The sequence below is a fragment of the Cognatilysobacter bugurensis genome (assembly GCF_014652095.1).
Classification (GTDB): Bacteria; Pseudomonadota; Gammaproteobacteria; order Xanthomonadales; family Xanthomonadaceae; genus Cognatilysobacter; species Cognatilysobacter bugurensis.
Genome location: NZ_BMYD01000002.1, coordinates 484019 through 508154 on the forward strand (window position 1 = coordinate 484019; position 24136 = coordinate 508154).

The following is a 24136-nucleotide window of genomic DNA, read 5'->3' on the forward strand; positions in this document are numbered from 1 at the left end:
GCTGACGGGACGCCGGTCAGCGCAATGGCGGACGGGTGCCCGTCCGCCACCACTCACGCGTCAGTTCAGCTGGCAGGTCGCCGGCTTGGCCGACGTGAACAGCGCCGACGTCGCCCATTCGGGGTGGTCGATGAACGGGTTGCGATTGGCCTGGAAGCTCTGGATCACTTCATTGCGGGCGCGCTCGGCCGCGTCGGGCGGGTCGGCCCGGTGCCAGGCGAGCAGCGTCGACAGCAGGCCCATGTAGGCGGGCGAGGCCGAGGTGATCACGATTTTGCTGCGATCGTCGGTGAGCTCGAGGTCCGGCTCGGACTGGTTCGTGCGTGGATCGCGGCCGCCTTCGTAGCGGATCGCCATGTACAGGATCGCGCGCGCAACGTCGCCGCGGCGCTTGCCCCAGACCTGGAACGAACCCGCGTTGCCGTCCGGGCCCATGACCCAGTTCGAGTTGCCTGGATACACGCCGGTGCCGCCGCCGACCCCATTGTTGAACTCGGTCGCGCGCTCGCCGCAGCCGCCCGTGGCCGGACAGTCCGCGTACGGCTTGTTGCCGCGGTCGGCGTTGTAGCCGGTGTCGGTCAGGTACAGCATGTGGGTGTCGGTGTACGGCGCGTACGGCAGGCCGAGGTCGCCCGTGGAGCTGCCGAAGCCGAGCGAGTTCGGCCAGGTGTGCTCACGGTTGTACGTGATGCCGGTGCCCGTGCCGGCGCGTTCGCTGCCTTTGACGAAGCTGCGATTGCGGTAGGCATCGAGGATGCGCGTGCCGCTGGCCGGGTCCTCATCGGCGATCTCGAGGATGTCCCAGGTGTCGGTCGTCGACGCGCTGTACGGGTAGGCGGTGTGGCCCTTGATCGTCGCGTGCAGCGAGCAGCGCAACTGGCTGGCATTCGATGTGTTCACACGCGAGTAGTAACCGGTGCCGCCGCCCGAGGTCGCGACGGTGAAGTCGACGATCGTGCTTTGCGCGGGTTTCGCACCGCCTGCGTCGCTGACCTTGGTCGAATGCACCGTCAGCGCGCAGGTCTCGCCCGAGCGCAGCGTGGCGCCGGTCGTGATCGCGAACTGGCTGCCGGTCGTTGCATGCGACAGCGGCACGGCGCCCGACTGCGCGCACTGCAGGGTGAACGCGCCGGTCGCGAGGCTCACGCTCTCGCTGAAGTTCACCGCCAGGTTCGACGACGCGGCCACGCCGGTCGCACCGTCGGTCGGCGTCGTGGAGGTCACGGCCGGCGCGGTATTCGCAGCGCCGAACGTCTGGCCGTTGTTGCACCGGCCGAAGGTCTGCGTCGCCGAGCCGCGCCAGCTGAAATCGCCTGCGCGCGAGCCGGTGCCGGCGAGCTGCAACGAGGTGCCGGCGGCCGTCGATGCGCTCTCGGACGCCGGCAGGTTCGTGCTCGCGCGGCCCTTGGCCGGCCCGTTGCCGCCGGTCACCGCGCCTTCGTAGCTGAGGAATTGCACGAGCGCGCCGCTGCCGTTCACCAGCGCGATCGCGTCCGGTGCGCCGTTCTGGATGCCGTTGCTCGGGTAGCTCACCGTGGCGATGCGGACGCTGCCGCCGCAGCTCACGAGACTGCCGCTGGGGACCGCGTCGTTGTCGTAATACGTCGCGCTGGACGGCGTGCTGCCGTTGTAGAGGTAGACGCGGTAGCCCGAGAGGCTTTCGCCTGCCGTCGCCACGATCTCGACGCGCTCGCCGGTGTCGCCGCTCGACGTCGAATCGTCGTAGTGGATTTCGTTGATGAAAACGTCGGCGGCCGCGGGGGCAGACGCGAACGCGGCAGCGCAGAGCAGGGCCGACAGGCGGGGACGGGGCGATCGCATCGGGCGGTTCCGGGGAAAGGAACTCGGACGCTAGCGCGACAATGTGACAGCCGACTCAATTCGCGCGCGGATGGCTCAAATCCCGGTGGGGCGGGACCGGCCGGTCCGCAGCGATGCAAGCTGCTCGACGATCTCCACCAGCGGCGCACGCGAGCGCAAAGGCGTGTCCCGGAATGCGCGCACGAGGCGCAGTTCGAGCGGGTCGTCGACGAGCAGGGCCTCGGCGGCGGAGACGGAATCGAGTTCAGCGTCCTCGCCCAGCTGCATGCGCCCGCGGCCTGTAGCGAGCCACTCGAACTGCACGCCGGTCACGACCGCGAGCTGCTGGAAGTGACACATGCTCGGCAGCTTGCCGTCATTCGCCTCCCAATGGCTTACCGCGCTGCGGTGCACGCCGACGGCAGCGGCGAGCGCGGCCTGGGAAAGGCCGGAGTGGCGGCGGGCGAGGCGGATTCGCTGTTGGGGCGTCATGGCGGCTCCAGGCGGCGCTTAAGTCGGCTACCTTCCGTCAACATGCTAGTCAAAGACAAGTGAAATTGTTCTCCATTGGTAGCATGCCTTTAAAAACTTCATAAATTACAGGTGCTTATAAGTGAACACACGCGAAGAGGCTACCCAAAGAAGACAACTTTGCTCAATCGGGCCTCTAGGAACTGTGACTCAACACGCGCAACATGTGACCACGCCGGGCAGGGACGAACGGTTGAGACAAGGGGTCAGGTCAGGTCAGGAGAGGGGTGCAGGATGCACCGAGCTCGGAAAGCCATCTCCAAACCGGAAAGGGCGCGCTCCTCAGGGACGCGCCCTTTCTTTTTGCGTCGCCAGCGCGGCACCGGCTGAAAATTTTTACGTGAACGTCCCTTGAAAGCCCAGAGGCGAGCCCCATCTCGTGGCGGTCCCGGCGGGGCCCTGCGCGTGCGCGCAACTCTGGCACTCGTGGCGGGCGACTGCTAAATTTTCGCTGTTTTTCCCACCCAATCAACCACTTGCTGAGGTTGTCAATGAACATCAAGCCGCTCTACGACCGCGTGGTCATCAAGCGCATGGAAGAAGAAAAGATGTCCGCCGGCGGGATCGTGATCCCCGATTCGGCCACCGAAAAGCCGATCAAGGGCGAAGTCGTCGCCGTCGGCGAGGGCAAGGCCTTCGACAACGGCAACGTCCGCGCGCCGAAGGTGCAGGTCGGCGACAAGGTGCTGTTCGGTAAGTACAGCGGCACCGAAGTGAAGCTCGACGGCACCGAATACCTGGTGGTGAAGGAAGACGACATCTTCGCGGTGTTGGGCTGATCCCACGACCGCGCAGGTCGTGACCCGGCAGGCGGGTGCATCGAAGCGCCCGGCGCTCGCATCGCCTCCGTAGGTCTCGACCCCTTTTTCCCCGTTTCCGATTCCTCTCTTTAATTCCGGAGCTTCAACATGGCTGCCAAGGAAATCCGTTTCAGCGAAGACGCCCGCGCCCGCATGCTGCGCGGCGTCAACGTGCTCGCCAATGCCGTCAAGGCGACCCTCGGCCCGAAGGGCCGCAACGTCGTGCTCGAGAAGAGCTACGGCTCGCCGACGATCACCAAGGACGGCGTGTCCGTCGCCAAGGAGATCGAACTCGCCGACAAGTTCGAGAACATGGGCGCGCAGATGGTGAAGGAAGTCGCCTCGCGCACTTCCGACAACGCCGGTGACGGCACCACGACCGCGACCGTGCTCGCCCAGGCGCTGATCCGCGAGGGCATGAAGGCGGTCGCCGCCGGCATGAACCCGATGGACCTCAAGCGCGGCATCGACAAGGCGGTCACCGCCGCCGTCGCCGAGCTCAAGAACATCTCGCGTCCGTCGTCGACGAGCAAGGAAATCGCCCAGGTCGGCGCGATCTCCGCGAACTCGGACGAGAACATCGGCGACCTCATCGCGCAGGCGATGGACAAGGTCGGCAAGGAAGGCGTGATCACCGTTGAAGACGGTTCGGGCCTCGAGAACGAGCTCGACGTCGTCGAGGGCATGCAGTTCGACCGCGGCTACCTCTCGCCGTACTTCATCAACAACCAGCAGTCGATGCAGGCCGAACTGGATGACCCGTTCATCCTGCTCTACGACAAGAAGATCTCGAACGTCCGCGACCTGCTGCCTGTCCTCGAGGGCGTGGCCAAGGCCGGCAAGCCGCTCCTGATCGTGGCCGAGGAAGTCGAGGGCGAAGCCCTGGCGACGCTCGTCGTCAACACGATCCGCGGCATCGTCAAGGTCTGCGCGGTCAAGGCGCCGGGCTTCGGCGACCGTCGCAAGGCGATGCTCGAAGACATGGCCGTCCTCACCGGCGGCACCGTGATCTCCGAGGAAGTCGGCCTGCAGCTCGAGAAGGCGACGATCAACGACCTCGGCCGCGCGAAGAAGGTGCAGGTCTCGAAGGAGAACACCACCGTCATCGACGGCGCCGGCGACGGCGATTCGATCCAGGCGCGCATCAAGCAGATCAAGGCGCAGATCGAGGAGACCTCCTCGGACTACGACCGCGAGAAGCTGCAGGAGCGCGTGGCGAAGCTCGCCGGCGGCGTGGCGGTGATCAAGGTCGGCGCGTCGACCGAGATCGAGATGAAGGAAAAGAAGGCCCGCGTTGAAGACGCGCTGCACGCCACGCGCGCGGCGGTCGAAGAGGGCATCGTCCCGGGCGGCGGCGTTGCGCTGATCCGCGCGCTCGCGTCGATCCAGAACCTCACCGGTGTGAACGAAGATCAGAACCACGGCATCCGCATCGCGCTGCGCGCGATGGAAGCGCCGCTGCGCGAGATCGTCACTAACGCCGGTGAAGAGCCGTCGGTGATCGTCAACCGCGTCAAGGAAGGCCAGGGCAGCTTCGGCTACAACGCGGCGACCGGCGAGTTCGGCGACATGCTGGAACTCGGCATCCTCGATCCGACCAAGGTCACGCGCACCGCGCTGCAGAACGCGGCCTCGATCGCCGGTCTGATGATCACGACCGAAGCGATGGTCGCCGAAGCGCCGAAGAAGGAAGAGCCGGCGATGCCGGCCGGCGGCGGCATGGGTGGCATGGGCGGCATGGATTTCTGATCCGACTTCCCGCGACACGCTGCATCGAAAAGCCCCGCTTCGGCGGGGCTTTTCTTTTTGTGGCGCGTCGCGCTGTGAAATCGACGTGAAAATTGGGCGCGGTCGGGTGCCATGCGTAACCGTATGCGCAACAAGGAGACCGCGCTCACATTCGAGCCCATCAAGGGCCGCGATCGATGGGCGTTATTGCGGGCATAGACGACGGCGATTAGACCGTCGCGTGAAGGACCGCGATGACCGCTCTCCCATCCCCCGCCGAATTCCGCGCTCTGCTGCGCCTCGAGGGCGATCTCACCATTTCCCGTGCAGCGGAGCTGAAGGCGCACCTGCTCGATGCGCTCGTCGGCCCGCTGGAGGTCGACCTGTCCGGCGTCACCGCGATCGACGGCGCAGGCCTGCAGCTGCTGGTAATGCTTGGACGCGAAGCCGCGCGTCGTGGCGTGCCGATCATGTGGCATGAGCCGAGCCGCGCCGTGCGCACCGCGCTCGATCGCGTCAGGCTGCACGACCCGAGCAGCCTCGTCACGCCGCCGGCCGCTGCAGCGGAGGTGGCCGCGTGAAAGCGATGCGCGACCAGATGTTGCAGACCTTCATCGCCGAGGCACGCGATCTCGTCGTCGAGATGGAAGCAGGCCTGCGTCAGCTGCACGCCGGCGACCGCGACGCTGAACTCGTCGCGCGGATCTTCCGCGCCGCGCATTCGATCAAGGGCTCGGGCGGCATGTTCGGCCTCGCGCCGCTCGTGGGCTTCACGCACACCGTCGAGAACCTGCTCGAACGCGTCCGCGCGGGCACGCTCGCCGCGGACGAGCGCCTCGCCAGCGACCTCATCGAATCCTGCGACCACATCAGCGACCTGCTCGAACTGCTCGCGGTGCAGGGCGGCGCGTTCGAAGGCGGCATCACTGCGCGCGATGCACGCCTGCGTGAGGCGCTCGCCCGATACGCGGAGCCGGCCGCCGCTGCGGTGAGCGCCGCACTGCCGGCTGCCGAGCCGCCGGTCGTCGAGCCGTCGCCACTGGCCGCGGAATCGGGCGATTGCTGGCATGTGTCGGTCCGCTTCGGCGTCGACGTGCACCGGCAGGGCATCAACCCGCTGTCGTTCCTGCGAGATCTCGAGGAGCTCGGCGAGATCGTGCGCGTCGCGCCCGTGCTCGATGCGATGCCACCGGCCGAGGAGATGGATCCGGAAGCCTGCTACCTCGGCTTCGAGATCGACCTGCGCACCGACCGCACCAAGGCGCAGATCGCCGAGGTGTTCGAGTTCGTCGAAGACAGCAGCACGGTGTGCATCCTGCCGCCGGCGAGCCGCATCGACGCGTTCCTGGAACTCATCGCGACGCTGCCGGAGCCGAATGCACGCCTCGGCGAAATCCTGGTGCACACCGGCACGATCACGCGCGAGGAGCTCGAGCGTGGCCTGGCCGAGCAGGCCGCTCGCGAAGGCGCTGCGCAAGCGGTGCCGCTGGGCGAGGTTCTTGTCGAGCAGCGCGTCGTGGACCGACAGGTGGTCGACGCCGCAATCGACAAGCAGGCGCAGCTGCGTCAGGCACCGGCCGCGTCGAACGGCCCCGCCGACACCGGCTGGGTGCGCGTGCGCGCCGACAAGCTCGACGAACTCATCAACCTCGTCGGGGAGATGGTGATCGCCGGCTCCGGCGCCTCGCTGATTGCCGAATGCTCCGGCAACACGCCGCTCGTCGAAGCGCAGTCGGTCGTCGCCCGGCTCATGGAGGACATTCGCGATCGCGCGCTGCGCCTGCGCATGGTGCCGATCGGCGAAACATTCTCGCGCTTCCATCGTGTGCTGCGCGAAGTCGCGCGGGACACGGGCAAGGACCTCGAGCTCATCATCGAAGGTGCTGAGACGGAGCTCGACAAATCCGTCGTCGAAAAACTCGCCGACCCGCTGCTGCACCTCGTGCGCAACGCGGCCGACCACGGCATCGAGTCGGCCGAGCGCCGCAGCGCTGTGGGCAAGCCCGCGCGCGGACACATCACGCTCAGCGCCTGCCACCAGGCCGGCGGCATCCTCATCGAGATCCGCGACGACGGCGCGGGCATGGACCGTGACCGCATCCTCGCCAAGGGCCGCGAGCGCGGCCTGGTGCCGGCCGGTCACACGCCGGGCGACCAAGAGATCCTGCAGCTGATCTTCGAGCCGGGCTTCTCGACGGCCGATACGGTGACCAATCTCTCCGGTCGCGGCGTCGGCATGGACGTGGTGCGCCGGAACATCCACGCGCTGCGCGGCAGCGTCGAGATCGAGAGCACTGCTGGCGCCGGCACGACGATCCGCATCCGCCTGCCGCTCACGCTTGCGATCATCGAAGGCTTCCTCATCAGCGCCGCCGCGTCGCACTTCGTGCTGCCGCTCGATCTGATCGTCGAATGCCTGGAGATGCCGCTGGCCCTGCCGCGCGACGCCGGTTACATCGACCTGCGAGGTCAGCCGCTGCCGCTGTTGCGACTGCGTGAGCAACTCGGCCTGCATGGCGAGCGCGCGCGACGCGAAAACATCGTCGTCGTCGACTGTGCCGGCCAGCGTGCCGGTGTCGTTGTCGACGCACTGCTCGGCGAGTTCCAGACCGTGATCAAGCCGCTCGGCCCGCTGTTTGCGCAGCTCAAGGGCGTCAGCGGCTCGACGATCCTCGGCACCGGTGAGGTCGCGCTGATCCTCGACGTGGCCGCGCTCGTCGACATCGCCGCGAGTGCGGCATCGCCCCTGTCTTCCTTCCTTTCCGAACGGCTCCGCGGGACAGCGGCCGTCGCGGTTGAGTCCACGCTGTCCTGCGCCTGAGGTCAACTCATGAACTGGTTCCGTAACCTGAAAATCGCGCCGAAGCTCTTCGTGAGTTTCGGCATCCTGCTAGCGCTGCTCGCGGGCGTCGGCATCTTCGCGCTGCAGCGCCTGAGCGCCGTCAACGACGTTGCGGTGGAAATCCGCGACAACTGGCTACCAAGTGTCCGTGCTACGGCTGAGATCAACGGCATGACCGGCGACTACCGTGTCCAGGAGTTCCGTCACGGTCTGGCGGTCACGAACGAGGACATGGACGTCGCCGAGGGGCGCATGGAGGAGTTCGAGGCCAAGATCAAGGAGACACGCGCGGAGTACGAGAAGCTGATCTCGAGCCCCGAAGAACAGCGCCTCTACAACGCATTTTCAAAGGTTCATGCCGAATATATGCAGGTCCACACCGGCGCGATTGCGCTGAGCCGCCAGAACCGCGCAGATGAAGTGCGCACTGTGCTCATGGGCCGGTCGAGCGAGCTGTACTGGGAGTTCAGCGCTCACCTCAATAAGCTCGTCGAGCTTAACGAGCAGGGCGCCAAAGACGCGGGCGACCGCGGTCAGGCGCTGTACGCCCAAGCGCGCCAAGCGATCATCCTCGCAGTCGTGCTCGGTCTCATCATCGGCTCCGGCCTGGCCCTCGTCATCGCCCGCATGATCTCGCGCCCGGTCATCGCCGCAGCGGACGTCGCCAAGCAGCTCGCGCAGGGCAACCTGACCGCGCGCGTGAGCTCGGATTCGAAGGACGAAACCGGCGAAATGTTGCGTGCGATGCAGGCCATGACCGAGCGTCTGAGCCAGATCATCGGCGAGGTGCGCGGTTCGGCTGACAACCTTGCCAGCGCGGCCGAGCAGGTCTCGGGCACGGCGCAGTCGATCAGCCAAGCGACGAGCGAGCAGGCGGCAAGCGTCGAAGAGACGAGCGCATCGATCGAGCAGATGAGCGCGTCGATCGGTCAGAACACCGACAACGCGAAGGTCACTGACGGCATGGCCGGCAAGGCCGCGAAGGAAGCGAACGAGGGCGGCCAGTCGGTGCGCGAGACGGTCGAGGCGATGAAGCAGATCGCGAAGAAGATCGCGATCATCGACGACATCGCGTACCAGACGAACCTGCTGGCATTGAACGCCGCGATCGAAGCGGCACGTGCCGGCGAGCACGGGAAGGGCTTTGCGGTCGTGGCTGCGGAAGTGCGCAAGCTCGCCGAGCGCAGCCAGGTCGCGTCGCAGGAAATTGGCGAACTGTCAACGAACAGCGTGGAGCTCGCCGAACGCGCAGGCTCATTGTTGGATCTCATGGTGCCGTCGATCAGCAAGACCTCGGATCTGGTGCAGGAGATCTCGGCGGCCAGCCAGGAGCAAGCCGCGGGCGTGGGCCAGATCAACGCCGCGATGGGTCAGCTAAGCCAGGTCACGCAGCAGAACGCGGCGGCAAGTGAGGAGCTCGCGGCTACGGCCGAGGAGATGACGAGCCAGGCTGAACAGCTGCAGCAGGCCATGGCGTTCTTCACGCTCGATCAGGGCGGCGGCCGCTCAAACGCGCCGCGTATGTCGCGCGGCGCGGCGCTGCGCGCGCCGGCCCGCAAGGCGGCACGCACCACCGTCGAAGAAGCCGACTTCGTCGAGTTCTGAGGAAAAGACGATGAACCAGCCCAAGCACAACGCCGCGGACGCGTCCCCGGCCAGCCACGACGAGGCAATGCAGTACCTCACGTTCGCGCTCGGCACCGAGATGTTCGCGAGCGACATCCGCGGCATCAAGGAAATCATCGAATACGCGGGCCTGACGACCGTGCCGATGATGCCGGCGTTCATCCGCGGCGTGATCAACCTGCGCGGCGCCGTTGTGCCCGTGATCGATCTGTCGGTGCGATTCGGACGCGCGCCGACCATGCTGACGCGGCGCACCTGCATCGTGATCATGGAAGCCGGCTCGGACGACGAACGTCAGGACATCGGTGTCGTCGTTGACGCCGTGTCGGAAGTGCTCGAGATCGCGCCATCGCAGATCGAGCCGCCCCCGAGCTTTGGCGCGCGCATCCGCTCGGAGTTCATCAGTGGCATGGCGCTGCTCGACGCCGGCTTTGCGATCGTTCTCGATGTCCAGCGCGTGCTGTCGGTCGAGGAAATGGCCGGTCTGGCCGACCTCGCGCAGTCCGGCATAACTCACGCAGCGGCCTGACCGTTGTCGTTTCCGCATGCCCGGGGCCGTCCCCGGCGTGCCTTTAGACAGGTATTCCCCCAATGAATTGGTTCCGCCACCTCAAAATCGCCCACAAGCTGTTCGTCTCGTTCGGGCTGCTCGTGGCCATTGCCGGCGCACTCGCCGGCTTCGCCATGCTGCGCATGAGCGAGAGTGCCCAGACCGTGAAGACACTCACGGCCGAGGGCGTGCCCCTCGTGCGCGACCTTGGGGCGCTTGCGACCCAGCTGGCGGAGTACCGCGTGAGCGAGCGCGGGCTGGTGTCGGATCGCGAGAATCCGGAAAAGGCCGCCGAGTATGCAGCCGAGCTCGTCGACGGACGCACGCGCTTCGACGCGCAGGTGGCTGCGTTGTCAGGTGCCTTCCACGAGGCGCAGGAGCAGGCGCTCTACGGCGAGGTGGTCGCCAAGGCGGCACAGTATTTCGATAACAGCGAGCGTCTGGTCGAAGCGCTCAAAGTGGATGATCTCGGGCCTGCGAAGCAGGCCGGCGATCTGCGGCAGGCGACCGCGGATGCGTTGCAGGCCTTGCTCGCCCGCAACATCGCGCAGCTCAACGAAGGCGTTGCCGCCTACGAGGCGCGCCAGCGTTCAACTCAGACCGCGATGCTCGCGCTGAGCGGCTTCATGCTGCTGTTGGGCGTCGGCTTGGCCGTCGTGATCGCGCGCATGATCTCGCGCCCGGTCATCGCCGCAGCGGACGTCGCCAAGCAGCTTGCGCAGGGCAACCTGACCGCGCGCGTGAGCTCGGATTCGAAGGACGAAACCGGCGAAATGTTGCGTGCGATGCAGGCCATGACCGAGCGTCTGAGCCAGATCATCGGCGAGGTGCGCGGTTCGGCTGACAACCTTGCCAGCGCGGCCGAGCAGGTCTCGGGCACGGCGCAGTCGATCAGCCAGTCCACGAGCGAACAGGCCTCCAGCGTTGAGCAGACCAGCTCGTCGATCGAGCAGATGAGCGCGTCGATCGGCCAGAACACCGACAACGCGAGGGTCACCGATGGCATGGCCAGCAAGGCGGCGAAGGAAGCGTCTGACGGCGGCCAATCGGTGCGCGAAACGGTCGAGGCGATGAAGCAGATCGCGAAGAAGATCGCGATCATCGACGACATCGCGTACCAGACGAACCTGCTCGCACTCAATGCCGCAATCGAAGCGGCGCGCGCCGGCGAGCACGGCAAGGGTTTTGCGGTGGTCGCGGCCGAGGTGCGCAAGCTCGCCGAGCGCTCGCAGGTCGCGTCGCAGGAGATCGGTGAGCTGTCGAGCAACAGCGTCGAGCTCGCCGAGCGTGCGGGGCACCTGCTCGACCTGATGGTGCCGTCGATCACGAAGACCTCGGATCTGGTGCAGGAGATCACCGCCGCCAGCCAGGAGCAGGCGGCGGGCGTCGGCCAGATCAACGCGGCGATGGGTCAGCTGAGCCAGGTCACGCAGCAGAACGCGGCCGCGAGCGAGGAGCTTGCCGCCACGGCCGAGGAAATGACGAGCCAAGCCGAGCAGCTGCAGCAGGCGATGGCGTTCTTCACGCTCGAGCAGCACGTCGTCGGCCGCTCGATCGCGCGCAAGGCCGTGCATGCAGCGCCGCGCGCGGGTGGGCGCAAGGCCGCGCGTCGCAATGTCGAAGAAGCCGACTTCATCGAATTCTGAGGGCCGGCATGAACGTGTCCGTCATGCAGTCGAGCGCCTCCGCGGCGCCTGTGATCACCGCGCACGAGTTCGAGGGTCTGCGCCGGTGGCTGCACGCGAACGCAGGCATCTCGCTGACACCCGCCAAGCAGCCGCTGGTGACGAGCCGGCTTGCGAAGCGGCTGCGCGAGCTCGGGCTTTCGACCTACACGGAGTACCTGCGCCGCCTCGGCAGCGACCGCGCCGAGCGCCAGGCCGCGCTCGACCTGCTGACGACGAACGAAACCTACTTCTTCCGGGAGCCGCGCCACTTCGAGTACCTGCGCAGCGTGTTGCCCACGCTCACACAGTCGCCGGTGCGCGTGTGGAGCGCCGCGTGCTCGACAGGCGAGGAGCCGTACAGCATCGCGATGCTGCTGTCCGATGCGCTGCCGAACCATCGCCAATGGGAGGTGCTCGGCACCGACATCAGCTCGCGCGTGCTCGACGCCGCGCGCAGCGGGCACTACCGGCTCGAACGCGCACGTAACCTGCCGCCGGCGATGCTGTCCAAGCACTGTCTCAAGGGCACCGGGCCGCAGGCGGGCACGATGCTCGTGCGTCGCGAGCTGCGCGCGCGCGTGCGGTTCGAGCCGATCAACCTCAACGAGACGCTGCCCGACTTCGGCCAGTTCGACGTGATCTTCCTGCGCAACGTGATGATCTATTTCGACGACGCGACCAAGCGCGACGTGATCGCGCGGCTGGTGCCGGCGCTGCGGCCCGGCGGGCATTTCCTCATCGGCCATTCCGAAAGCCTCAACGGCCTGACCTCGTCGCTGCGCGCCGTGGCGCCGTCGATCTACCGGCGCGACTGAGCGCGTACATGGCAACGCGGCCGGCCCGTGTGTTCCTCGTCGACGACTCCGCAGTCGTCCGGCAGTGCTTGCAGGCGCTGCTCAGCGCCGAGCCGGACCTGCAGGTCATCGGCACCGCGAGTGACCCGCTGTTCGCGCTGCAGAAGATGGCGAACGACTGGCCGGACGTCATCGTGCTCGACATCGAGATGCCGCGCATGGACGGGCTGACCTTCCTGCGCAAGCTCATGGCTGAGCGGCCGACGCCCGTGGTGATCTGCTCCTCGCTTGCCGGCCCCGGCACGCAGACTGCGATGCAGGCGCTCGCCGCGGGGGCGGTCGAGATCATCGCCAAGCCCGAGATGGGCGTGAAAGGGTTTCTCGAATCCTCCGCCGAGCGCCTGTGCGAAGCAGTGCGCGCAGCGGCGCGTGCGCGGCCGCGCCGCCTCGCTGCGGCGCCGAATGTGATCGCCGAGCCGTCCGAACCTGTCGCGCTGGCGCGCACCACCGAACGCATCGTCGCGATCGGCGCGTCCACCGGCGGCACGCAGGCGATCGAACGCGTGCTCACCGCATTGCCGCGGGTGGCGCCCGGCATCCTCATCGTCCAGCACATGCCCGAACGGTTCACCGCCTCGCTGGCTGAGCGTCTCAACGGCGTGTGCCGCATCGAAGTGCGCGAGGCGCGCAGCGGCGACCGGCTGCTGCCGGGGCTCGCACTGATCGCGCCCGGTGGGCGCCACATGCAGCTGCACCGCAGCGGCGCGCAGTACACGGTGCAGGTGCTCGACGGCCCGCCCGTGAACCGACACCGGCCATCGGTCGACGTGCTGTTCCGCTCCGTCGCCCGCCACGCCGGACGCAACGCCACGGGCGTGATCCTCACCGGGATGGGCGACGACGGCGCCCGCGGCCTGCGCGAGATGCTCGACGCCGGCGCCCATACGATCGCGCAGGACGAGGCGTCGTGCGTCGTGTTCGGCATGCCGCGCGAGGCGATCCGCCTCGGCGCCGCGCGCTCCGTGGCCCCGCTCGACGACATCGCCCGACGGGTGCTCGAGCTCGCCTGACCCCGCCGGCCCGGCCTGCCGCCTAAACGCGGCATGAATGAAATGGCCGCTCGCCGCGATCCCTTGCGTAGACCTGTGATGGCCGCGTCATCAGGCGCGGCCGTTCCGGGCGCACCGCTGCGCACCGGTCGGTGCGTCCCCCGCGATTGGGCGGACGGACGCTGTCTCCTTCGCCAGACCATCCGAGGGTTCCGAAGTGAAGAAGTCTTCCGCAGTCGTCATGACCGTCCTTGCAAGCGCCTGCCTCACGGCGCTCGCGGCCACGCACACTGGCGCCGTCCAGTGGGTCGAACCCCTGGAGCCCGCGTCGGTTCCCGCCGCAGAAGGGCCCGTCGACGAAACCCCGCAGCGCTGGTTCGTCGAACTCAGCCAGACCCCCACGTCCGAGGGCGGCAGTGCGGCGCGCCTGCAATCGGAGAAAAAGGCGTTCCGCGACGCCGCACGCAGCGCCGGCCTGCGCTACATCGAGCACTACGCGTTCGACGGCCTGTTCAACGGCTTCTCCGTCACGGTCGGCCGCGCCGACCTGAGCGCGCTGATGCGCCTGCCCGGCGTGCGCGCCGTGTACCCGGTCGAGACGATCCAGCGCCCCGAGCCGGGCCAGTCCGGCCCCGAGATGGCCACCGCGCTCGCGATGACCGGCGCCGACATCGCCCAGAGCCAGCTGGGCCTCGACGGCAGCGGCATCCGCGTCGCGGTCATGGACACGGGCATCGACATCGATCACCCGGATTTCGGCGGCAGCGGCACCGACGACACCACCGCGTTCCCGTCGGCGCGCATCGTGGCCGGCTACGACTTCGTCGGTGACGCCTTCAATGCCGACTCGTCCTCGCCGCTGTACAACCCGATCCCCTCGCCGGACGCGAACCCCGACGACTGCGGCGGCCACGGCACGCACGTGGCGGGCATCATCGGCGCGAACGGCACGGTGAAGGGCGTCGCGCCGAACGTGCAGCTCGGCGCGTACCGCGTGTTCGGCTGCAACGGCTCGACCACGGCCGACGTCATGGTAGCCGCGATGGAGCGCGCGCTCGCCGACGGCATGCACGTGCTCAACATGAGCATCGGCTCGACCTACCAGTGGCCCGAATACCCGACCGCCAAGGCCGCAAGCCGCCTCGTGAACCGCCGCATGGTCGTCGTCGCGTCGGCCGGCAACAGCGGCCAGACGGGCGTGTATTCGACCGGCGCGCCGAGCGTCGGAGACAAGGTCATCTCGGTGGCCTCGTTCGACAACACCCACGTGCGGCAGCCGCTGTTCACCGTGTCCCCCGACGGCACCGAGGTCGGCTTCAATGCCGCCACGGGCGCGCCGACGCCGCCGACGTCCGGGACGCAGCCGCTCGCGCGCACCGGCACCGCCTCGTCCACGGCCGACGCCTGCGCGGCGCTGCCGACCGGCAGCCTCACCGGCCGGGTCGCGCTGATCCGCCGCGGCGGCTGCACGTTCAACCTCAAGGCCGTCAACGCGCAGAACGCCGGCGCCGTGGGCGTGGTGATCTACAACAACGCACCGGGCGCAGTGAACGCGACCGTCGTCGGCGATACGCCGGTCACCGTGCCGACCGTCGGCATCTCCGACACCGCCGGTCTCATGCTCGACGCGCGCATCGCCAACGGCGGCGCGAGCCTGACGTGGACGCCGAAGGTGGGCTCGTTCCCGAACCCGGCCGGCGGGCTGCTCTCGTCGTTCACCGCGTACGGGATGTCGCCGGATCTCGCGCTCAAGCCGGACATCGGCGCGCCGGGCGGTTCGATCTATTCGACCTACCCGCTTGAAAGCGGGGGCTACGCCACGCTCAGCGGCACGTCGATGGCGGCCCCGCACGTGGCCGGCGCCGCCGCGCTGCTGCTGCAGGCCGCGCCGAACACGCCGTCGCAGGCGGTCGGTCGCATCCTGCAAAACAGCGCGGAGCCGAAGGCCTGGTCGCTCAACCCCGGCACCGGCCTGCTCGACGTCGTGCACCGCCAGGGCGCGGGCATGATGCAGATCGACCGCGCGATCGTCTCGGCGGTGCGTGTCGAGCCGGGCAAGCTCTCGCTCGGCGAAAGCGAGACCGGTCCGGCCGCGCGCACGCTGACGGTCGAGAACACCGGCGACACGCCGGTCACGTACACGTTCAGCGCGACCGGCGCGGTGTCGACCGCGGGCTCGACGTTCACGCCTTCGTTCTTCCTGCCGGCAACGGGCGTGGCGTTCGAGGCGTCCAGCGTAACGGTGGCCCCGGGCGCGACCGCGACGGTCAATGTCACGATCACGCCGCCCGCCGCGCCGCTCGGCGGCCAGTACGGCGGCTACCTCGTGCTCAAGCCAAACGACGGCAGCGCGACGCTGCGCGTGCCGTACGCCGGTTACATCGGCGACTACCAGGCACGGCAGGTCATGACGCCGACCGCGAACGGCTTCCCGTGGCTCGCGAAGTCCACGGACGGCTCGTACTTCAACCAGCCCGACGGCGCGACCTACACGCTCTCAGGCGGCGACATCCCGTACTTCCTCGTGCACCTCGACCATCAGTCGCGGATGCTGCGGATGGACGTCGTCGAGGCCGCCAGCGGCCGCGTGTGGCGCCGTGCGTCGCAGGTCGAATACCTCGGCCGCAACTCGTCGCCGACCGGCTTCTTCGCGTACAGCTGGGACGGTCAGGTCAAGGTCGGCAAGCGCACGGAAACCGCGCCGGACGGCCGGTACCGCATGCGGCTGAGCGTGCTCAAGGCGCTGGGCGACCCGACCAACGAGGCGCATTGGGAGCGTTGGGAATCGCCGGTGATCACGATCGCTCGATGAGCGGCGCGAGAGGCTGAAACGACCGGCGGTATTCACGTACCGCCGGGTTCTTTTTTGCGGTGCAGCGTGCATTGGCCCTCACGGTGCCTTCACGATCGGGGCGCACCCGACGTGGGGGAGGGAGCAAGCCCGCCACCGGCTTCGGCCGGCGCGCGGGCTTTTTTTTGCCTGCCGAACGCCGGGCCCGACGAACGGCCGGGCGTATCCGAAGCGTGGCAGTGTCGGTGGCGTCGCCGGTGGCGCGAGCCGCAGGCCGGTGTCGATCAAACCTCCGCGCGCGCCCCTGGCTCGAGCCGGCGCACGAATGCCATGTCCGATCAACGCGTGCGGCAGCAGCATGAGCCGTGCTCGCCTGATCGGTTTGAATTGCCCCAATGTTTCGGTGGCGATACGCACCGCCCACGCGCATGCGCCGGCAATCCGCCTGCAAGCCCCGGCCGGCGGGGCGCGGTCCAACGCGGCGCGCATGTATCGCAAAAGTACAGCCGCGGCCTCGAGCGCCGCTGCTAGCCTCGGACCGGGCCCAGGCCCGTCTTCGACACATCACAGGAAGGGGCATCCATGAAGAAGCTTTCCCTGGCGGCGGCCGTTGCTGCGGCCCTCGTCGCAGGTCACGCGCACGCGGCCGCCTACATCGTCCAGGCGCGCGGCGCGAACTTCGACGCCAAGCTGGAGCGCAAGGTCGAATCGCTCGGCGCGAAGGTCGTTGCGCGCTACCCGCAGATCGGCGTCGCGATCGTCGAGGCCGACACGCGGTTCGATGCACGCGCGACGGCGCTGCCGGAAGTGCAGTCGGCCACGCGCGACCGGACGTTGCAGTTCGACGTGCCCGAGGCCGTGCCGGCGGGCCGCGTCACCGCGATGGCCGAGCCGCCGAATTCGGGCGACGACGATTTCCTCTACGACCTGCAGTGGGGCTTCGACGCGATGAACGTCCAGGCCGCATGGGCGAAGGGTTTCCGCGGCGCAGGCGCGCGCGTCGCCGTGCTGGACTCGGGCCTGGATTGCACCCATCCGGACCTCGCCCCGAACAACCTCGCGGCGCTCAACGCATCGTTCGTGCCGGGCGAGACCGCGTGCGAAGTCCAGCCGTACCCCGCGTTCAATCACGGCACGCACGTGGCCGGCACGATCGCGGCGGCCGACAACGGCATCGGCGTGATCGGCGTGGCGCCGGAGTCGAAGTTCTTTGCGGTGAAGGTGCTGTCGGCCTACACCGGCAGCGGCAGCTTCGCCGGCATCCTCGAGGGCATCATGTACGCCGTCGAGAAGGACGCCGACGTCATCAACATGAGCCTCGGTGTGCGCGGCGGCCTGCCGGTCGGGCGCGACACGCGCGAGCTCGTCGGCGCCGTGCAGCGCGCGGTGCTGCACGCCAAGCGCGAGAACACGATTGTCATCGCCGCGGCCGGCAACGACGGCACCGACTACGACACGGCGACCGCGCCGGACGGCGGGCGCCTCATGGCGTTCCCGGCGGGCGTGACCGGCGTCGTCGCGATCGCGGCGAACGCGCCGCTCGGCTGGGCGCTGAACCCGGCCGCGGCCGACCTCGACCGCTCGGCCAGCTACACGAACTACGGCCGTCGACTGATCGACCTGTCGGCACCGGGCGGCGACAGCGAGTACCTCGGCAACGAGGCCTGCAACGTCGCTGGTTATGGCCTGCCGTGCTGGTTGTTCGACATGGTGGTCAGCACCTCGACCGGTGGCTGGAGCTTCTCCGCCGGCACCAGCATGGCCGCGCCGCATGCGGCCGGTGTTGCGGCGCTCGTCGTCGGCGCGGCCGGCGGTGAGTTGCACGCCAACCGCATCGAGAACGCGCTCCGCCGCGGCGCGGACGACGTCGGCGCACCCGGTTTCGACCCGATGCACGGCCACGGTCGCGTCGACGCCGGCGATTCCGTCGACAAGGTGCGCACGCGCTGAGTCACGGGCCGGGCGCCCGCTTTAAAGCGGCGCCCGGCCAGTTTTCTGCGGCACCCGCAGGCTCGGCCACGCACCTGCGCGGAGAGGTTGTCGATATCGCGGCATGCGACCATCCGCGCATGCCGCCGACCGCCGCTGCCGCTTCCGAACGCCTGCTCGCCCGCCTTCGCGTGATCGCGCCCGGCGTGCTTGCCGATCCCGAAGTGGCCGCGCGCATGGAGCGCGTGGCGCTGGCGAGCGACTTCGCCGTCGACACCTTCGAGCGCCAGCCGGAGTTGCTGCGCAGCCTCGCGGACGACGCCCGCGCGCCCGCTGCGCCGCCGCCGACGCTCACCGTCGACAACCGCCACGAATGGCCCGCGCTGCTGCGCCGCCACCGGACCGCCGAGTCGACGCGGCTGATCTGGCGCGACGTGCTCGGCATCGACGATGTCGACGCCACGCTCGCCGGCAGCACCCGCCTGGCTGAAGAGTGTCTTTGCACTGCGCTGGATGCCCTCGAGCGCGAATTCGCCACGCGCCACGGCGTCATCCGCGCCCGCGAAGAGGACGGCACGGCGGGCGAGGTGCAGCGGCTCGTCGTGTTCGGGCTTGGCAAGCTCGGCGGCGGCGAGCTCAACTTCAGCTCGGACGTCGACCTCGTCTACGCCTACGAGCACGACGGCGAGTGCGACACCAGCGCGCATCCCGGCGCACGGCCGCTCGATTCGAGCTCGTACTTCGCCCGGCTCGGCCAGCAACTGGCCAAGCTGCTCGACGAGATCACCGCCGACGGCTTCTGCCACCGCGTCGACCTGCGCCTGCGCCCGTACGGCAATGCCGGCCGCGTCGCGTGGTCGTTCGCCGCGATGGAGCAGTACTTCCAGCGCGAGGGGCGCGACTGGGAACGCTACGCATGGCAGAAGGCGCGGCCGATTGCCGGTGACCTCGACGCGGGCGAGCGCTTTCTCGAGATGCTGCGGCCGTTCGTCTACCGCCGTTACCTCGATTTCGGCGCGCTCGACGGGCTGCGCGCGATGAAGGCTGCGATCGCCGCGGAGGTCGCGCGGCGCGAGCTCGCCGACGACGTCAAGCGCGGTTCCGGCGGCATCCGCGAAATCGAGTTCCTCGTGCAGGCGCTGCAGCTGATCCACGGCGGCCGCGATGCCACCCTGCGCGCCCGTGCGCTGCGACCCGCGCTCGAGGCGCTCGTCGCCACGCATCACATCGACGCCGAGGCCGGCGCAATGCTCGCGGAGTCGTACCGGTTCCTGCGCCGCGTCGAAAACCGCCTGCAGATGCTGCGCGACGCGCAGACGCATGTGTTGCCCGAATCGCCCGATGACCGGGCCCGCATCGCTGCCGGCCTCGACTTCGACGGTTGGGACGCGCTGTACGACGCGCTCGCTGCTCATCGCGCGCAGGTCGGCGCGGAGTTCGGGGCATTGCTCGCGCCGCAGCGCGGCGAAGACGTGCCCGACTCGCTGGCGGTGTATTGGCATGCGCTGCCCGACGCGGGCGACGCCGCCGCGCTCGCGCAGGCCGGGTTCGTCGAGGTCGGCAACGCCGATACGCTGCTGCGCGATTTCGCCCGCAGTCCGGGGGTGCGCGGTTTGTCGGACCACGCGCGCACCCGGCTCGACCGCGTGCTGCCTGCGCTGCTGCAGGGCGCCGCGCAGGCGTCCTCGCCGATGCTCGCGTTGCGCCGGCTGCTCGCGCTGCTGCACAACATCCTGCGCAGAAGCGCGTACCTCGCGCTGCTCGCCGAGCAGCCGGCCGCGCTCGAGCGCCTGGTCGATGTCGTCGGCCGCAGCGCACTGCTGGCTGAGCGGCTGGCCGCGCATCCGCTGCTGCTCGACGAACTGCTCGACGCCCGCGTCGCCGGGCCGCTGCCCGACCGGGCGCAACTGCTCGACGCATGTGAGGCCGTGGCCGTCGAAGACGACACCGAAGCGACGCTGCATGCGCTCAACGAAGTGCGGCAGGCGCTCGGCTTTCGCATCGCAATGGCCCTGCGCGACGGCCGCGAGAGTGCGACCGAAAGTGCGCGGCAACTCGCGTGGCTCGCCGACGGCGTCGTGCGGCGCGTGTGCTCCCTCGCCTACGACGAAGTCGCGATTGCGCACGGGCGCGTGCCCGGGGCGCGGTTCGCCGTGCTCGGCTACGGCAGCCTCGGCGGCGAGGAGCTCGGCTTCGGTTCGGACCTGGATCTCGTGTTTCTTTACGACGCGCCGCGGGATGCGCAATCGGACGGCGAACGCCCGCTCGATGCGCCGCGCTGGTTCGCGCGGCTCGCGCAGAAGCTCGTCGCGCTGCTCGGCGCGGTCACCGCGGGCGGCCGGCTGTACGACGTCGACGTGCGGCTGCGACCGGACGGCGCGAAGGGCCTGCTGGTCTCGAGCATCGCGAGTTTTTCGGAGTACCAGCGCCATCGCGCGTGGACGTGGGAGCACCAGGCGCTGGTGCGCGCGCGTTGCGTAAGCGGCGATGCGTCGCTGCATGAGGACTTCGAGCGCGTGCGCACGGAGACGCTGGCGCGTGAGCGCGATCCGGAGCGCGTGCTCGACGACGTCTCCGCGATGCGCCGCCGCATGCGGGCCGAGCTCGATCGCAGCGACGCGGCGATGTTCGACCTCAAGCAGGGCGCCGGCGGTCTCGTCGACCTCGAATTCCTGCTGCAGGCCGCCGTGCTCGCGCACGCGCACGCGCATCCGGCACTGCTGGCGCCGCGCAGCACGCCTGCGCTGATCGACACCGCGCAGGCCTGTGAAGTGCTCGACGCCGCCACGGCGGACGCGCTGCGCGCCGCCCACGCCGGCCTTCTCGCCGCAGGCCTGCACTGCACGCTCGATCGCCGCGGTCGGCGCGTGGCGCCCGGGGCGCAGATCGAGGCCTGGCGTGCGCTCGTTACGCGCGCCTGCAGCGGATTCGGATTGCGCTTCGAGCCGCGCTGAGCGAGCTCAGCGGCGAGCGTCGAAGCGCGCGCGCACCTCGGCCGCGACGCGCGCCGTTTCGCGCAATGGCGTGACGTCGAACGGTGCAAGCGCGTCGTCGAGCGCGCGCACGCGCCCCATCTGGAGCAGGTGGTCGACGAAGCGTCGCGGCCGCCCCTGCAAGGTGTCGATGCCGGCGACGTACACCGGCGCATGCGTCGCGCATGCCTCGGACAGCATGTTCACCGAATCGGCCGTGCAGACGATGACGTCGGCGAACGCGAGCAAGCCCGAGTAGGGATTGGCCCCGTCGGCATCGCGGGTCCACGCAAGGTGCGGGACGGGCAGGGCGCGCAACGCATCGCGCACGTCGTCGGGCGTGCGTCTCGATGCGGTCGCAAGGATGCGTCCGTGCGTGCGGCTCGCCCAATGACGCACGCATTTGAGCACCGGGGCGAACGTGCCCGCGTCGAACCGGCCGTGCGCGTTGGAACCGCCCACGAGCAGCGCGAGCTGAGGAGTTTCGTCCGCCGCGAGCGAAGCGAACGCCACGCGGGCTTGCGCAAGCCAGGCATCGTCGACCGGATGCAGACTGCCGGCGAGCGTCACGACGTTCGCGCCCTGCAACCCATCGTGCTGCGGTGTGATCACGAGATCCCACAGCGCAGGATCGAGCCGGGGATCGAGGATCTGCACTGCGAATGTGCCGCGCGCACGCAGCTCGCGCGTGGCGAGCGCGGCCTGTCGACCGCAGCCGATCGCAAGCGCCGGGGCATCTGTCAGTGCACGACGGAATGCATCGCCGAACGCATGCACGCTGCCGGGCGCAGCGCGCGGCGCCCACCATCGCCACGGCGCGCGCGCCTGCAGCGTCCAATCACGCGGCGCGGGATGCAGCGCATCTGCCAGCGCCTGCGCCTGGCGCACGTTGCCGGCGCGGCCGTCGGTGAGCGTCCAGCACGCGAGCGAAGCGGGCAGGCGGGCGTCGTCGAATCGTTGCACGCGCGGGCAGGTCCGTTCCGGCAGCGCCGGCATGGCATTGACGCGCGCACTCTACACTTGCCCGATTGCCGCATCGCAGCGGCGCATGTTCAAGGAGCCCCTGATGTCGCACCGCCTGCCCGACGAGTCGCTCGACCGCCTGTTCCGCACCGCACGCACGCACAACGCGCTCGGTGGCGAGGTGAGTGACGACACGCTGCGCGCGCTGTACGACCTGCTCAAGTGGGCCCCGACGAGCGCGAACGCGTCGCCCGGTCGCTTCGTGTTCGTGAAGTCGGCCGAAGCGAAAAAGCGCCTCGAGCCCGCGCTCGACGAAGGCAACCGCGACAAGACGATGGCCGCGCCGGTGACTGTGATCGTCGGCCACGACCTCGACTTCGCCGAGAAGCTGCCGTACCTGTTCCCACACGCGGATGCGAAGTCGTGGTTCGCGGGTGCGAGCGACGAGGCGCTTGCGACGTTTGGGCTGCGCAACGGCAGCCTGCAGGGCGCGTACCTGATGTTTGCCGCGCGCGCGTTGGGTCTGGATTGCGGCCCGATGTCCGGTTTCAACAACGCGAAGGTCGATGCTGAGTTCTTTGCCGGCACGCGTATCCGCTCGAACTTCCTCATCAACCTCGGCTACGGCAAGCCCGAAGAACTGTTCCCGCGCTCGCCGCGCCTGCCGTTCGACGAAGCCGCGCAGATCCTTTGATCCACCCGATGTCCCTGCTGTCCCATCGACGGAGCCAAGCCATGTTCAAGCGTCTCGTTCTTGCTGCCACGCTCGCCGCGGCCTCCGCCGTCGCGACCGCCGCGCCGGTCACCTACAAGATCGATCCGAACCACACCGACGTGATCGCGAGCTGGAGCCACTTCGGCTTTTCCAAGCCCGTCGCGCACTTCGGCGCCGTCGACGGCACGATCGTCCACGACGCCGACAACGTCGGTACGTCGTCGGTCAACGTCGTGATCCCGCTTTCGGGCCTGAACTCGCACGTGGAGGCGTTCGACGAGCACCTGCGCAGCGCGGACTTCTTCGAAGCCGAAAAGTATCCGGACATCCGCTTCCGCAGCACGAAGGTCGAGGCCGCGGGCGACAACAAGCTGCGCGTCATCGGCGATCTCAGCGTCAAGGGGATCACTAAGCCGGCGGTGCTCGACGTGACGCTCAATAAGCAGGGCGAACACCCGATGGCGAAGCGTCCGGCGATCGGCTTCGATGCGACGACCACGCTCAAGCGCAGCGATTTCGGCGTGGGCAAGTACGCGCCAAACGTCAGCGACGAGGTCGAGATCCGGATCACGACCGAGGCGCTGGTGCCGAAGGCCGAGGCGGCCGACGCGAAGCCGCAGCCCAAGGCCAAGAACGCAAAGTCGTAAGCCGTGATCCTCGACCGCCCTTCCGACGCGCGCGGGCGCGTGCAGGCCGGCTGGCTCGACAGCCGGCACACGTTCTCGTTCGGGCATTACTACGACCCAGCGTGGATGGGCTTCGGCCCGCTGCGCGTGATCAATGAAGACCGCGTCGACCCCGGCGCGGGCTTCGCGCCGCATCGCCACGCGAACATGGAAATCCTCAGCTACGTGGTCAGCGGCGCGCTTGCGCATCGCGACAGCACGGGCGGCGGCGGCGTGATCGGTCCGGGCGAGTTGCAGTGGATGAGCGCCGGGCACGGCGTGGAACACAGCGAATACAACGGCTCGAAGGACGAGCCGGTGCATTTCCTGCAGATCTGGATCCAGCCCTCGCGCCTGAACCACAAGCCCGCGTACGCGCAGCGGGCGGCCGTTGGCGAGGATGCACACGGGCGCTGGCTGCAGCTGGCGTCGCCCGACGGGGCGGACGGCAGCCTCGCGATCCGCCAGGACGCGCGGTTGTCGGTCGCGCGGCTGGCGCCGGGCGAGCGCGTCGAGCACACGCTCCACCCGGCGCGGCGCGCGTGGCTGCACGTGGTGAGTGGCGCGGTCGACGTCGGCGGCGAGCTCTTGCAGGTCGGCGATGCGCGCGGTTGGGTCGATGAGGCCGGCACGCTCGTGCTCGCTGGAAAGAGCGATGCGCGCGCCGAGGTGCTGCTGTTCGACCTGCCGCGTGACTGATCTGGATGCCGGGCA

General features: G+C 68.8%; 18 protein-coding genes. 15 read left to right on the forward strand and 3 right to left on the reverse strand.

What is annotated here, in order from left to right; genetic code table 11:
* Positions 1-60 precede the first annotated feature (60 nt).
* Positions 61-1821, reverse strand: coding sequence for an endonuclease (locus IE075_RS09320; RefSeq protein WP_189455719.1), 1761 nt, complete (start codon positions 1819-1821; stop codon positions 61-63).
* 75 nt (positions 1822-1896) lie between these two features.
* Positions 1897-2292 (reverse strand): helix-turn-helix transcriptional regulator, encoded by a 396-nt coding sequence (locus IE075_RS09325; protein WP_189455721.1) that lies wholly within the window; start codon positions 2290-2292, stop codon positions 1897-1899.
* Between the two features lie 530 nt (positions 2293-2822).
* Here IE075_RS09325 and groES point away from each other — a divergent pair.
* The 12 genes from groES (at position 2823) to glnE (ending at position 21061) form a co-directional block, all read left to right on the forward strand.
* Positions 2823-3110 carry a co-chaperone GroES gene (groES, locus tag IE075_RS09330; RefSeq protein WP_189455723.1) on the forward strand — a complete coding sequence of 96 codons (288 nt, stop codon included), beginning with the start codon at positions 2823-2825 and terminating at the stop codon, positions 3108-3110.
* Between the two features lie 129 nt (positions 3111-3239).
* Positions 3240-4880, forward strand: a complete 1641-nt coding sequence (groL, locus tag IE075_RS09335; RefSeq protein WP_189455725.1) for a chaperonin GroEL — start codon at positions 3240-3242, stop codon at positions 4878-4880.
* Positions 4881-5113: 233 nt separating this feature from the next.
* Positions 5114-5440 carry an STAS domain-containing protein gene (locus tag IE075_RS09340; protein ID WP_189455727.1) on the forward strand — a complete coding sequence of 109 codons (327 nt, stop codon included), beginning with the start codon at positions 5114-5116 and terminating at the stop codon, positions 5438-5440.
* 5 nt (positions 5441-5445) lie between these two features.
* The gene (locus tag IE075_RS09345; RefSeq protein ID WP_189455896.1) at positions 5446-7680 is read left to right on the forward strand and encodes a chemotaxis protein CheA; all 2235 of its coding nucleotides are present in this window, start codon (positions 5446-5448) and stop codon (positions 7678-7680) included.
* A gap of 9 nt (positions 7681-7689) precedes the next feature.
* Positions 7690-9306, forward strand: a complete 1617-nt coding sequence (locus IE075_RS09350) for a methyl-accepting chemotaxis protein (protein WP_189455729.1) — start codon at positions 7690-7692, stop codon at positions 9304-9306.
* 10 nt (positions 9307-9316) lie between these two features.
* Positions 9317-9856: a chemotaxis protein CheW gene (locus IE075_RS09355; protein WP_189455731.1), complete on the forward strand. Its 540-nt coding sequence runs from the start codon at positions 9317-9319 to the stop codon at positions 9854-9856.
* A gap of 62 nt (positions 9857-9918) precedes the next feature.
* Positions 9919-11523, forward strand: a complete 1605-nt coding sequence (locus IE075_RS09360; RefSeq protein WP_189455733.1) for a methyl-accepting chemotaxis protein — start codon at positions 9919-9921, stop codon at positions 11521-11523.
* 8 nt (positions 11524-11531) lie between these two features.
* Complete coding sequence (locus IE075_RS09365) at positions 11532-12359, forward strand: CheR family methyltransferase (protein WP_425489368.1); 828 nt, start codon at positions 11532-11534, stop codon at positions 12357-12359.
* Between the two features lie 8 nt (positions 12360-12367).
* On the forward strand, positions 12368-13408 hold the full coding sequence (locus tag IE075_RS09370) for a protein-glutamate methylesterase/protein-glutamine glutaminase (protein ID WP_189455735.1): 1041 nt from the start codon (positions 12368-12370) through the stop codon (positions 13406-13408).
* 196 nt (positions 13409-13604) lie between these two features.
* Positions 13605-16199 (forward strand): S8 family serine peptidase, encoded by a 2595-nt coding sequence (locus tag IE075_RS15840; RefSeq protein ID WP_308427820.1) that lies wholly within the window; start codon positions 13605-13607, stop codon positions 16197-16199.
* Between the two features lie 561 nt (positions 16200-16760).
* Positions 16761-18128: a S8 family serine peptidase gene (locus IE075_RS09380; protein ID WP_189455737.1), complete on the forward strand. Its 1368-nt coding sequence runs from the start codon at positions 16761-16763 to the stop codon at positions 18126-18128.
* 119 nt (positions 18129-18247) lie between these two features.
* On the forward strand, positions 18248-21061 hold the full coding sequence (gene glnE, locus IE075_RS09385) for a bifunctional [glutamate--ammonia ligase]-adenylyl-L-tyrosine phosphorylase/[glutamate--ammonia-ligase] adenylyltransferase (protein ID WP_189455739.1): 2814 nt from the start codon (positions 18248-18250) through the stop codon (positions 21059-21061).
* Positions 21062-21067: 6 nt separating this feature from the next.
* On the opposite strand, the gene IE075_RS09390 is transcribed toward glnE, so the two are convergent.
* Positions 21068-22042, reverse strand: a complete 975-nt coding sequence (locus tag IE075_RS09390; protein WP_229792432.1) for a mitochondrial fission ELM1 family protein — start codon at positions 22040-22042, stop codon at positions 21068-21070.
* A gap of 103 nt (positions 22043-22145) precedes the next feature.
* Here IE075_RS09390 and IE075_RS09395 point away from each other — a divergent pair, with 103 nt between their 5' ends.
* Genes IE075_RS09395 through IE075_RS09405 form a run of 3 tightly spaced genes read left to right on the forward strand, consistent with a single transcriptional unit; the run spans position 22146 to position 24121 of the window.
* Positions 22146-22736, forward strand: coding sequence for a malonic semialdehyde reductase (locus IE075_RS09395; RefSeq protein WP_189455743.1), 591 nt, complete (start codon positions 22146-22148; stop codon positions 22734-22736).
* A gap of 41 nt (positions 22737-22777) precedes the next feature.
* The gene (locus IE075_RS09400; RefSeq protein WP_229792433.1) at positions 22778-23404 is read left to right on the forward strand and encodes a YceI family protein; all 627 of its coding nucleotides are present in this window, start codon (positions 22778-22780) and stop codon (positions 23402-23404) included.
* 3 nt (positions 23405-23407) lie between these two features.
* Positions 23408-24121 (forward strand): pirin family protein, encoded by a 714-nt coding sequence (locus tag IE075_RS09405; RefSeq protein WP_189455747.1) that lies wholly within the window; start codon positions 23408-23410, stop codon positions 24119-24121.
* Positions 24122-24136: the final 15 nt, after the last annotated feature.

Excerpts from the sequence above, each read along its gene's own strand:
- IE075_RS09345 (WP_189455896.1), top strand. The coding sequence starts at position 5,446 with ATGCGCGACCAGATGTTGCAGACCTTCATCGCCGAGGCACGCGATCTC.
- IE075_RS09340 (WP_189455727.1), top strand. The coding sequence starts at position 5,114 with ATGACCGCTCTCCCATCCCCCGCCGAATTCCGCGCTCTGCTGCGCCTC.
- IE075_RS09400 (WP_229792433.1), top strand. The coding sequence starts at position 22,778 with ATGTTCAAGCGTCTCGTTCTTGCTGCCACGCTCGCCGCGGCCTCCGCC.
- IE075_RS09395 (WP_189455743.1), top strand. The coding sequence starts at position 22,146 with ATGTCGCACCGCCTGCCCGACGAGTCGCTCGACCGCCTGTTCCGCACC.
- glnE (WP_189455739.1), top strand. The coding sequence starts at position 18,248 with ATGCCGCCGACCGCCGCTGCCGCTTCCGAACGCCTGCTCGCCCGCCTT.
- groES (WP_189455723.1), top strand. The coding sequence starts at position 2,823 with ATGAACATCAAGCCGCTCTACGACCGCGTGGTCATCAAGCGCATGGAA.
- IE075_RS09350 (WP_189455729.1), top strand. The coding sequence starts at position 7,690 with ATGAACTGGTTCCGTAACCTGAAAATCGCGCCGAAGCTCTTCGTGAGT.
- IE075_RS09370 (WP_189455735.1), top strand. The coding sequence starts at position 12,368 with ATGGCAACGCGGCCGGCCCGTGTGTTCCTCGTCGACGACTCCGCAGTC.
- IE075_RS09365 (WP_425489368.1), top strand. The coding sequence starts at position 11,532 with ATGAACGTGTCCGTCATGCAGTCGAGCGCCTCCGCGGCGCCTGTGATC.
- groL (WP_189455725.1), top strand. The coding sequence starts at position 3,240 with ATGGCTGCCAAGGAAATCCGTTTCAGCGAAGACGCCCGCGCCCGCATG.
- IE075_RS09380 (WP_189455737.1), top strand. The coding sequence starts at position 16,761 with ATGAAGAAGCTTTCCCTGGCGGCGGCCGTTGCTGCGGCCCTCGTCGCA.
- IE075_RS09360 (WP_189455733.1), top strand. The coding sequence starts at position 9,919 with ATGAATTGGTTCCGCCACCTCAAAATCGCCCACAAGCTGTTCGTCTCG.
- IE075_RS09355 (WP_189455731.1), top strand. The coding sequence starts at position 9,317 with ATGAACCAGCCCAAGCACAACGCCGCGGACGCGTCCCCGGCCAGCCAC.
- IE075_RS09325 (WP_189455721.1), bottom strand. The coding sequence starts at position 2,292 with ATGACGCCCCAACAGCGAATCCGCCTCGCCCGCCGCCACTCCGGCCTT.
- IE075_RS09320 (WP_189455719.1), bottom strand. The coding sequence starts at position 1,821 with ATGCGATCGCCCCGTCCCCGCCTGTCGGCCCTGCTCTGCGCTGCCGCG.